General features: G+C 56.3%; 11 protein-coding genes. 6 read left to right on the top strand and 5 right to left on the bottom strand.

The annotated features are described in order from the left end of the window. Positions 1-95 precede the first annotated feature (95 nt). The 6 genes from U2949_RS18655 to U2949_RS18680 all read left to right on the top strand — a co-directional run bounded on the left by U2949_RS18655 (position 96) and on the right by U2949_RS18680 (position 4,780). Positions 96-722 (top strand): L-threonylcarbamoyladenylate synthase, encoded by a 627-nt coding sequence (locus U2949_RS18655; protein ID WP_009457902.1) that lies wholly within the window; start codon positions 96-98, stop codon positions 720-722. A gap of 159 nt (positions 723-881) precedes the next feature. Beyond that, positions 882-1,532, top strand: coding sequence for a site-2 protease family protein (locus U2949_RS18660; protein WP_022983510.1), 651 nt, complete (start codon positions 882-884; stop codon positions 1,530-1,532). Positions 1,533-1,611: 79 nt separating this feature from the next. Beyond that, entirely contained in the window at positions 1,612-2,517 is a 906-nt protein-coding gene (gene dapA, locus U2949_RS18665; protein ID WP_009457899.1) for a 4-hydroxy-tetrahydrodipicolinate synthase, read from the top strand. Continuing rightward, positions 2,514-3,647 (top strand): outer membrane protein assembly factor BamC, encoded by a 1,134-nt coding sequence (bamC, locus tag U2949_RS18670; protein WP_026485271.1) that lies wholly within the window; start codon positions 2,514-2,516, stop codon positions 3,645-3,647. The genes dapA and bamC overlap by 4 nt, the downstream gene beginning before the upstream one ends. A 427-nt stretch (positions 3,648-4,074) precedes the next feature. Then, a complete protein-coding gene (locus tag U2949_RS18675; protein WP_257723497.1) occupies positions 4,075-4,395 on the top strand; it encodes a sigma-70 region 4 domain-containing protein in 321 nt (106 codons plus the stop codon). 10 nt (positions 4,396-4,405) lie between these two features. After that, positions 4,406-4,780: a FecR/PupR family sigma factor regulator gene (locus tag U2949_RS18680; protein WP_026485273.1), complete on the top strand. Its 375-nt coding sequence runs from the start codon at positions 4,406-4,408 to the stop codon at positions 4,778-4,780. 16 nt (positions 4,781-4,796) lie between these two features. On the opposite strand, the gene bioD is transcribed toward U2949_RS18680, so the two are convergent. The 5 genes from bioD to U2949_RS18705 all read right to left on the bottom strand — a co-directional run bounded on the left by bioD (position 4,797) and on the right by U2949_RS18705 (position 10,706). Further along, positions 4,797-5,489: a dethiobiotin synthase gene (bioD, locus tag U2949_RS18685; RefSeq protein ID WP_321289349.1), complete on the bottom strand. Its 693-nt coding sequence runs from the start codon at positions 5,487-5,489 to the stop codon at positions 4,797-4,799. Continuing rightward, positions 5,486-6,826: an adenosylmethionine--8-amino-7-oxononanoate transaminase gene (gene bioA / locus U2949_RS18690; protein WP_230019105.1), complete on the bottom strand. Its 1,341-nt coding sequence runs from the start codon at positions 6,824-6,826 to the stop codon at positions 5,486-5,488. Before bioA ends, bioD begins: the two co-directional genes overlap by 4 nt. Positions 6,827-6,832: 6 nt before the next feature. After that, on the bottom strand, positions 6,833-7,999 hold the full coding sequence (locus U2949_RS18695; protein WP_321289352.1) for an aminotransferase class I/II-fold pyridoxal phosphate-dependent enzyme: 1,167 nt from the start codon (positions 7,997-7,999) through the stop codon (positions 6,833-6,835). Next, on the bottom strand, positions 7,996-9,192 hold the full coding sequence (locus U2949_RS18700; protein ID WP_321289354.1) for a cytochrome P450: 1,197 nt from the start codon (positions 9,190-9,192) through the stop codon (positions 7,996-7,998). Before U2949_RS18700 ends, U2949_RS18695 begins: the two co-directional genes overlap by 4 nt. 269 nt (positions 9,193-9,461) lie before the next feature. Next, positions 9,462-10,706, bottom strand: a complete 1,245-nt coding sequence (locus U2949_RS18705) for a benzoate/H(+) symporter BenE family transporter (RefSeq protein ID WP_321289355.1) — start codon at positions 10,704-10,706, stop codon at positions 9,462-9,464. Positions 10,707-11,050: the final 344 nt, after the last annotated feature.

Genomic DNA, 11,050 nt, shown 5'->3' on the forward strand with positions numbered 1-11,050 from the left:
AAGAATACTTCGACCCTGAGTCTTGCTCCGGTCTTGCCGGTTAGAGCGTGACTCAGGTTTAATGATTTCCCCTCGTAATAGCAAGGAAGCGCGAAATGTCTCAATTATTCGTCGTTCATCCCGAAAATCCTCAACCCCGCGCATTGGCTCAAGCAGCCGAACTATTGGCTAAAGGAGGGCTGCTCGCCATTCCTACCGATTCCAGTTATGCCGTTGTCGCCCGCCTGGATGACAAGTCCGCCGCTGACAACCTGCGTCGTTTGCGTGGCTTGGATGATCGTCATCATCTGACCTTGCTGTGTCGTGATCTGGCCGAGATCAGCCACTTTGCCAAAGTGGATAACCCGCAGTATCGCTTGTTGAAGATGGCCACCCCTGGCCCGTGGACGTTCATTTTGGAAGCTACCAAGGAAGTGCCGCGCCGCGTGTCGCACCCTTCGCGCAAAACCATTGGTATTCGGGTGCCCGACCAGAAAGTGGCCCTGGCCCTGATGGAAGAAGTCGGCAGCCCCTTGATTTCCACCACGCTGATTCCTGAGGGCGAAGACGAACCCTTGAACGACGCCCAGGAAATTCTGGACCGTTATGCCCATCAGTTGGCGGCGGTTGTCGATGGTGGACCCTGCCCCTTGCAGGCCACTACCGTGATCGATCTGACCGGTCCTACGCCGGAGGTGTTGCGTCGTGGCTCGGGTGATCCTGCCACTTTGGGCCTGTCCTGATCTGCGGGCTTGCACAAAACTCGCGTCCAGGTGCCTATCCGTGTTTCAATTCTGAACCTTGGGGCAGCACTCGCTGTCCCAATCAGACAGGCTGATGACAGGCGACTTATCGTCTTGAAAAAGTAGGGGATAAGTCCCCGGCCTGGACCAAGGATCACCATGGACTCTTTTATACAGACCTTGACGGTCTATGCTTTACCAGTCATTTTCGGTATTACGCTGCATGAAGCTGCCCACGGCTATGTCGCCCGCATGTTTGGCGACCCGACGGCCATGCTGGCCGGTCGTATCAGCCTGAACCCACTGCGTCATATCGACCCTATCGGCACGATTGTGGTGCCGGCGGTGCTGTTGCTGTCCAGCGCCATGATGGGCATGGGCGGCATTCTGTTTGGCTGGGCCAAACCCGTTCCTGTGGATTGGGGCCGCCTGCGCAATCCCAAGCGCGACATGCTCTGGGTTGCTCTGGCCGGACCGGCCTCCAATATGCTGATGGCTATTTTGTGGGTTCTGTATGCTCATTTGATGGTCAAGATCGGGCAGGGTGACAGCCGCTTCTGGATGGGCATGGCGGTGGCTGGTGTGCAGGTCAACCTGGTTCTGATGGCGCTGAATCTGCTGCCTTTGCCGCCTTTGGATGGCGGTCGCATTGTATTTAGTCTATTGCCTAATCGTTTGGCCTATCATTATTCTCGTATCGAGCCTTATGGCATGGTCATTCTGATCCTGCTGATGTTTACCGGCGTACTGTGGACCCTGATGAGTCCCTTGATTGCGCTGGGCGAAGGCATATTGAAATGGTTCTTATGATTTAACGGCTTATCCGTTAAACTTGTGAGTCATATTTTTTTTCGGCTATAGGGCCTTAAACCCGGAGATTCATCTCATCATGGCAAGTTCGGACTCTGCTATTTCCAATTTTCAGGGCAGCATGGTTGCCCTTGTTACACCCATGGATCCCAATGGGGGTCTGGATTTTGCCGCTTACCGAAAGCTGATCGACTGGCACATTCAGGAAGGAACGCGTGTGCTGGTGGTCGTTGGAACCTCGGGCGAATCGCCCACGGTGTCGGTTGATGAGCACGCTGAACTGATCAAGGTAGCCGTTGAACACGCTGCTGGCCGTGTGCCCGTGATTGCCGGTGTGGGGGGCAACTCCACTCGCGAGGCCATCGAACTGTCGCGTCACGCCCAGGAAGTGGGTGCAGACGCCGGTTTGTCGGTGGTGCCTTACTACAACCGTCCTACTCAGGAAGGCATGTACCAGCACTTCCGCGCCATTGCAGAAGCGGTGGATCTGCCGCAGTTCCTGTACAACGTGCCGGGTCGTACCGTGGCCGATCTGCAGAACGACACCGTGCTGCGTCTGGCTCAAATCCCCAACATCATCGGTATCAAGGACGCAACGGGCGATCTGGCTCGTGGCGGCTTGCTGCTGCGTGATGCCCCCGAAGATTTCATAGTGGTCAGCGGCGATGATCCTACCGCTGCTTCGTATATCTTGCTTGGCGCCAAAGGCAATATCTCCGTGACGGCCAACGTGGCCCCACGCCTGATGAGCCAGTTGTGCCAGGCCGCTTTGGATATGGACGTACCGACGGTACGCCGTTTGAATGCCTATCTGGCAGGTCTGAACAAGAACCTGTTTGTTGAGGCTAACCCCATCCCCGTGAAATGGGCAGTTGCAGAAATGGGCCTTACTCAGCTGGGATATCGTTTACCATTGACGCCGTTAAATGCACAGCATCACGAGTTGCTGCGTCAATCTTTGAAACTTGCGGATCTTCTTCCATGATTGCAAAGCCAGTTAATAAAAGCCTGATCGGGCTGTCTTTGAGCCTGTTGGTGCTGTCGGGCTGCTCGACGATGGACCAGATTATGGGCCAGGGCGAGTCGGTTAATTACAAGAGTACGGTAGCAGGCGATCCCTTGAGCATTCCGCCGGATCTGACCCAGGCCAACCGCGACGCACATTACCGTGCGCCAGAAGGTGCCACGTCTTACTCGGTCTACTCGCAAGGTCAAACCGCGCAGCAGGCCAAGGGCGGTGCCGATACGATCCTGCCTCAGTCTGATGCCATCAAGGTGATGCGCGATGGCGATCTGCGCTGGCTGGTCGTAGACCGCCCCGTGGAAGACCTGTTCCCCCGCATCGTCGATTTCTGGGGTGAGCATGGTTTTACCATTCAGTCCCAGGACCCCCGTGCCGGCTTGATTCAGACCGACTGGGCTGAAAACCGTGCCAAGATTCCAGAAAGCTGGATACGCAGTGCCTTGGGTTCCATCATTGACCAGGTCTTTGATAGCGGCGAACGTGACCGCTTCCGTACCCGCTTTGAGCGCGTCGGCAACAAGACCGAAATCTATGTGTCCCACCAGCACATGGAAGAAACACCTACGGCAGACGGTTCCGCCTTTAAATGGGTGTTCGCCAAAGAAGATCCAGGTCTGAATGCGGCCATGCTGGCTCGCATGATGGTCTTCCTGGGCTCGGATATTGAAACAGCACGTGAACAAGTGGCCAACGCCTCCAAGGATCCTTCCGGCGTTCAGGTCCAGGCGTCGGACAAGGGCGATCAGGCTGAGTTGATGCTGAACGAGTCCTTTGATCGTGCATGGCGTCGTGTTGGCGTAGCCATCGACTCCGCCGGTTTCTCGGTTGAGGATCGTGACCGTTCCGCTGGCGAGTTCTTCATCCGCTATCTGGATTCGGATACCGGCGAGAAGATCGAGCAGCAAAACATCATTGGCCGTATCTTCGGCAGCCGCAACACCGCCGAAGCCACACCTTTCCGCATCAAGCTGAGCGCCCAAGGTGCTGGCACTCGCGTAACGGTGCTGGATCAGCAAGGTCAGGAGCAGACCACGCCGACAGCCAAGCGCATCATCAATGTGCTGTCTACCAATCTGCGCCCCGGCAACTGATTGTTTTGAGTCGGCCTGCGGGCCGTCTGGAAAAAGCCCTGGTTTCATGCCAGGGCTTTTTTTATGCCCTAGCCCTTTTCTGAGTTACCTTGGCTCTTTTTCTCTTATCGAACAGGAGCCAATAGGAGCCAGGAATCTGGCGAGGTCAGCGCGATTAGCACTGGCTTTCCCTTTACAGAAGAAGAGGTGATTGGGGGTATTTCCTGAAAGGACACGGTCTCTTTTCCAGGCTGCGTTGCGCTCTGTTTGTAGCGCCTGTATTGCGGTGCTCCCTGAAATGGCGCAAAGCCTTTCTTTGGCAGAGACTTGAGAGGGGCCATCTTTTTTTGTGAGCAGAGTTAATCTTTCTTGAGCAGGGCTGGACTTTCTCTAAAACAGTAAAGATAATAGGAACCATTATCATTTAATGTGTTTTAGGGAGTGGCCCATGCTGAAATCGTTTTGCCGTAACGGTTTAAGTTTTTGCCTGCGTATGCTGCGTGGCACACAAGCCTCTGCTCATGCTCCTTCAGAACCGGGTGCTCGTATGCTGGCCATGATCGAGGCCTTGCCCCGCCGTCGTCGTGAAGCCTTTGTGCTGCATCGCTTCGAGGGCCTGAACTACAAGGAAATCGCGACTCGTATGGGCACCAGCCCCCGAGTGGTTGAGCACTATATCCGCATGGCCATGCTGGCGTGCCGCCATAATCCGGCACCGGTCAATCGGGCGGACGGGGCAGTGCCGCGTCCGGCTGGTTCGTATGTCTAAGGACGAACACATGCAGCACATTGATGAGCAGGCCTTGAGCTGGCTGCTCAAACAGCACGACCCCAAACATCAGAACGATGCCCGCAGCCAGTCTGCTTTCCGGGCCTGGCTGTCCATTGATCCTGAGCATCAGGCCGCTTTCTTGCGCTGGAAACTGGAGTGGGAAGCCATGGATGGAATCAGCGAGGAGCATCTGAGTCGTTTGCGTGCAAACTCCCGGCAAGCCGCAGGCGCGGCAGGGCCGGGGACATGGCGTCAGCGTTTGCTAAATAGCTGTTTGGACGCCTGGTCCACTAACCCGGCCTTGCGCTTTGCCTTGGGTGGCGCAGTGTGTCTACTGCTAGGCGTGGCGTTTCTGGGGAGTGTAGGTAGCTACTTTCTATAAGCCTGGTGCAAAGCGCCTAGTTCTTGTCTCCCCATGGTGAGCGCAGATATTGCGCTGCTTGCTGGATACGATCATCCAGTGTGGTGGCATTCAGTCTTGGAATGACACCCAGGCAAGGGCTCGGCAGATAGTCATGCAGCGTTTGCAGGTTCTCCTGGGCATAACTCATCTCCGGCGCTATGTGGTTGGCGACCCAGCCCAGCAAGTTCAAGCCGCTGGCGCGTATGGCTTGAGCCGTCAGCAAAGCGTGATTCAAGGCACCCAAACGTAGACCGATAACCAGCACCACAGGTAGTTGCAAGGCTTGTGCTAAATCTACGCCTGTCCGCCCTTGCCCCAAGGGCAGCATGAAGCCTCCTGCTCCTTCAACGATTGCATAGTCGGCCTGCTCCGCCACCGTTTGAACCGTTGTTTTGATCAGAGCCGGGTCTATTTCGATTCCTGCTTGTTCAGCCAGAATATGGGGTGCCGCAGCGGGCTTGAACAAGTATGGAGTCAGGGTTTCGGGAGCGAGCTTCAGGCTGGAATGCCGCGCCAGTGCATCCACATCTTCGTTATGCAAACGTCCTTCTATGTCTACGGCTCCCGAAGCAATGGGCTTGATGCCGAGCGTGCGCGCACCGCTTTGGCCTAGTAAATGAAGTAAAGCCGAGCTGACCAGCGTTTTGCCAATTTCCGTATCGGTGCCCGTCACAAAGCAGGCCCTCATGCGTATTCCTTCAGCAGACGACCCAGACCATTCAGCAAATGCTCCACCTCTTTTGTGCCCCAGAGATAGCCCGGCATCAGGTACACCGTATTGCCGATAGGGCGCAGCATCAGTCCCTGTTGCAAAGCAGAGCGGTAAAAGCGCCGGGCAAAGCCCTGGTGATCGTAGCGAGCTGGGCCCGTATCCAGATCAAAGGCCCAGATTACCCCGCAGCGGCGCAGATGCTGCACCTTGGGATACTGCCGGTTCAGTCTATGTAAACCTTCATCGAGTGCTTGTCCGAGCGTTTTTTGCAGCTCGTAGACGGGGTATTGCTGGAACAAGTCCAGAGTGGCCAGCGCGGCTCGGCAGGCCAAAGGATTGCCGGTGTAGGAATGGGAATGCAAAAAGCCCCGACGCAAGTCCTGGTCATAAAACCCTTGATAAATCGTAGGGCTGGATAGCACTACGGACAAGGGCAGCGTGCCGCCCGTAATTCCCTTGGACAGACACAGCAGATCAGGCCAGATACCGGCCTGCTCACAGGCAAAGAACGTGCCGGTACGGCCGCAACCCACGGCAATCTCGTCCAGAATCAAATGCACCTGATAGCGGTCGCACAGCTCGCGCACACCGCGCAGATAGTCGGGGGAATGCATGTGCATGCCCGCCGCACATTGCACTAGCGGCTCCAGAATGACGGCGGCAATGTCCTGATGACCATCCAGAATCTGCTCCAGCGATTGGAGTGCGCTTTCGGTGACCTGCCTGTGTTCGTCCGGGCTAGTGGCTTGACGCAGATCGGGGCTGGCTGCGGTGTATTGCTGGCCCAGCTGTGTGCCGTAGTTTTCCCGAAATAAGGGCACATCGGTCACGGCCAAGGCACCTATTGTTTCGCCGTGGTATCCCTGTGCGATGCCTACAAAGCGGTGCTTGTGTTCCTGGCCTTGATTGCGCCAGTAGTGCACACTCAGCTTCAGGGCAATCTCTACCGCGGAAGCACCGTCGCTGGCATAAAAAGCATGGCCTAAACGATGGCTGCTCAAGGCGGCCAATCGTTCGGAAAGCTGCACAACCGGCTCATGGGTCAGTCCGCAGAGCATGATGTGATCCAGTTGCTGAACCTGATCGCTAATTGCCTGCACCAGATGCGGGTGGCTATGTCCAAACAGATTCACCCACCAGGAGCTGATAGCGTCCAGATAGGCATTGCCGTTGGCGTCATGAAGCCAGGCGCCTTGGGCGCGTTTGATTGCCAGTAGCGGCACGCCTTGATCGTGATGCTGCATCTGAGTGCAAGGATGCCAGACCGCTTGCAGGCTGCGTTGGGCCAAAAGGGGAAAGGAGTTTGAGTTCATGGCAAATCACCGTAAAGAGTGGGTGGCTTCATGTAGTGCCTGGACCAGTTTTTCAATGTCCTGTTGCCGGTGGGCGGCAGACAGGGATATGCGTAATCGGGCTTGATGGCGGGGAACGGTAGGCGGGCGTATGGCCGGTGCCCAAATACCTTTTTGCAGGAGGGTTTCGGCCAGTTGCAAAGCAGGCTCTACCTCGCCAACCAGTAGGCTTTGCACGGGCGTATCGGAGGGAGCTAGACGCCAGGGCAGATCCTGGCTCAAGGTTTGCAGCGTCTGAATATGCTCTTTCAACAGGGTCCGCTGGGGCTGGGCTTGTTTGAGCAGCTGCAGACAGGCCAGCAAGGACGCACAATGCGCCGGGGCCAAGCCGGTGCTGTACACATAGCTGCGGGCGGATTGCGTGAACCAGTCGGCCAGCTTGTGGGAGCAGGCAACAAATGCACCGCCTTGACCGGCCGCCTTGCCAAAAGTCCCCAGGTAAATCAGACGCCGCCGCTGCGTGGCCGTGAGCTGGAAATGCTCAGGTGCACCGCGTCCGTTTTCACCCAAAACTCCCAAACCATGTGCATCGTCCAGATACAGCAAGGCATCGTGGCGTTCGCATAAGGCGATCAGCTCATCGACCGGGGCAATCGTGCCGTCCATGCTGAACAGGCTGTCCGAAATCACCAGCTTGAAGCCCGGCGCTGGCCTGCCGAGCAAATCATCCAGCCGTGCCATATCCCTATGGGGATACACACGTAAACGAGCGCCGGATAGGCGGCTGGCATCAATCAGGCTGGCGTGGTTCAGCCTGTCACAAAAGATCGTGTCGCCCGTGCCGACCAGTGCGGGAATCACGCCCAAGCTAGCTTGATAGCCACTGACAAAAAGACGGCTGGCCTCGAAGCCACTCCAGTCTGCCAGCTCCTGCTCCAGTGCTTGAGCCAGCGCATGATGCCCACAAATCAGCGGGGATGCCGTCGCTCCGGCGACGTCTTGTGCTTTAAGCAGTTTGAGTTGTGGATGCTGACTAAGGCCCAGATAGTCATTGCTGGCGAAATTCAGCAAGACCTGGCCATTGCGTTCGATATGGGCGTTTGGCAAGGGGCGGCTGATTGCTCTTTGCCGCCACAGTTTCCTGGTCTTCAAAGCCTCCAGTTGTTGATTCAGATGGGCGAGAAAAGCACTCATGACTGTGCCGCCCGGTATTGAACTGGCAAGCGGTTCCAGCCCCGATAGGCGGGGAGCCGAATACGTTCACCTTGCGTCAATTGCAGGCGAGGGAGCAAAGGCAGGAATTGCTCAAGTACGAGCTTGGCTTCCAGCTGAAACAAACCGGCTCCCAGGCAATGATGAATTCCGTGTCCCATGGATAGCTCGGCCTGATTGTTGCGGCTGAAGTCCAGATCGTCAGGATTGGCAAACACCGCCGGATCGCGGTTGGCAGCGCCCAAGAGCAAAAGCAGCAACTGTCCTTTGCGCAAATGCTGACCATGCCAGTGCTGGTCATGCATCAAACGTCTGGCCGTGTACTGAATCGGGCTGTCGTGACGCAGCACCTCTTTGATCGCGGCAGGAATTTTCTGCGGATTCGATAGCAAGTCCTGCAGCGTTGTGGGGGCGGCAAGCAGTGTTTGAAACAGGGAGCTGAGCAGATGCCGGGAGGTTTCATAGCCTGCAAAGAGCAACATACAGGACTGTGCCAAGCGTTCGCGCCTGCCTTGAAGGGAAAGCTGCTCATCATGCAAAAGCCGCCAGGCCAACCCGCCTTCTTGCAGATTGGCACTGTTGCCTAGAAAGTCAGCCATATCCAGCAAGGCGTCCTGGGTGCTTCTCAGCAAAGGCAGATCCGGCGTGGCTTGTCCGATAAAACCTGCCAGTTGCTCTGACCAGGCCTGAAAAACAGACAAAGGCAGTTGCTCCAAGCCGAGCACGTCCATCATGACCAAGGCGGGGAGCGGGCGACAGACCTCATCAACCAGATCCACTGAACCGTGTCGCAGCTTGTCTTTTAACTCCAGGTGGATGTGCGTAACGCGCTTTTCAATCGTGCTGTGCAGGGTTTCCAAAGCTTTCGCACTAAAAGCCGCATTCACTACTCGTCTGACGCGTGTGTGACGGGGGCGGTCCAGAAAGACCAGCGTCCTGGCCATCAAGCCCTTGAAGGCTTGCAGACGAGGGGAGGGGTCAGCGCCCGCCTGGGCCACCCACCCGCCAACACGCCGCACACTTAAATCGGGATTGCGCAGGGCGGCTTGTACATCGCTGTGCCTATGAACTAACCACGCCCCACCGCAGAAATCCGCATCCCAAACCAAAGGCGGCCCCTGACGAAGACGGGCATAAGCCGCGTAGGGTGACGCAAGATCGAAATCGCCAAACATGACACCGTTTCCTGAAGATCAAAGCCAGCGCAGGCTAGCACTTGAGCGTGGAAGAGGCAGTCAATAGATTGTGTCTATTAATTCTTACAGGGTTTTTTGCCTGCAGTAGGGCTAAGTTGCATACTTATAGGGCTTATTGCTGGGTTTTTTGTGACTAATTTTTACAATAAAATCAGTGTTGTTCAAGGCAGTAATCCTGCATGGGCAAGGGGAATGTTCCTGCCATTCAGGCCAGAAATACTGTTCTGGCCCGAATAGGTTTTTATGAGTTACCGAGCATCAGACGCCGCTGGAAGCCCCTCAGTACCCAGCTTTTCCGTTTTACGCTGCGGCAACTTCCCATTCAAAATAAAGTACGCCAGCAGACCGATCACCAGACCCCAGAAAGCCCCGCCAATCCCGAACAGGGTGATATTGGCGGCTGATGCCAAAAAGGTAATCAAGGCTGCTTCACGTGATTTGACGTCTGCCATGGCTCCCGCCAGGCTGCCGCCGATGGTGCCCAGCAGCGCCAAGCCCGCCAGAGTGGTGATAAAGCTTGCAGGGAAGGCCATGAACACAGCGGCCAGGGTTACTCCAAAAACGCCGACCAGAATGTAGAACACACCGGCGGCAATCCCGGCAACCCAGCGTTTGGAAGGATCCTGGTGCGCCTCCGGCCCGGTGCAGATAGCGGCGGTAATGGCGGCTACGTTCATGGCATGGGAGCCAAAGGGAGCCATGATCAGCGAACCCAGTCCTGTCACCCACACAATCGGGTTGGCACTGGTACGAAAACCGTCGTTACGCAGGACCAGCATGCCGGGCATGTATTGGCCGGTCAGCGTGATCAGGAATAAGGGCAAGGCGACGCTTAGCAAGGCATTCAGGGTGAATACTGGCATGGTGAATACCGGCGTGGCCAGCTCCAGTTTCAGGCCACTCAGGTCTACGCGATGCTCGAGCAGCAGGAAGCTCAGGCCCAGGATCAGAATGCCTACCACTGCGTAGCGTGCGGAAAAGCGTTTGATGATCAGGTAGGCCAGAATCAGCAGACCTGCCAGTTTCGGGTCCAGTGTCATGCTGCCAAATGCGCCAATGCCAAATTGCAGCAGAATGCCAGCCAGCAGACCGGCAGCGATGCCGTTGGGAATCAGGCGGATCAGGCGCTCGAAGTAGGAGGACAGGCCCAGGATGACAAAGGCGGCGGCCGAGATCAGGTAGGCGCCGACAGCTTCTTCATATGGCGTGGTGGCCAGAGCCGTAACCAGAAATGCAGCGGCAGGCGTGGACCAGGCGGTGATGATGGGCTCGCGCGAAACCCAGCTCAAGAGCAAACCGGTAACACCCACACCAATGGAAATTGACCAGACCCAGGAGGCGGTCAGCTCGGGGCTGAGGCCGGCTACTTTGGCGGCCTGGAAAACCAGAATAAATGTGCCGCCGTAGTTGACGATGACCGAGATCAGACCGGCCACGATAGGCGGGATCAGGTCGCTGACTAGAGAGGATGAGGTCGATCGTGAGGTAGACATAGTGCTCTGCGCTTTCCAAAAGGAGAGATGACAAACGAGCACTATTTATAGCGACTAAATGGACTGGCCTGATAGGACGCTTTCTGAATATAGAGCAGACCACTTTTGAGTTGGGTAGGTGCCTGACTATACGGAGTGGGGTGGCTACGTAATTTTTGAGTGTGGCCCGAGATGGCTTGAAGCGAAACTGCAAAGCCACTAAGGGCGGCTTTATGACAAGTTGCTCGGCCTGTGAATTGCGGTTTTCATGATAGTACTTTTTTTGCTGTACGGCGTGAATAATGCTGTGGCAACCGCAACCGCAACCGCAACCGCAACCGCAACCGCAACCGCAACCGCAACCG

Source organism: Alcaligenes phenolicus, from assembly GCF_032063905.1.
GTDB lineage: Bacteria > Pseudomonadota > Gammaproteobacteria > Burkholderiales > Burkholderiaceae_B > Alcaligenes > Alcaligenes phenolicus.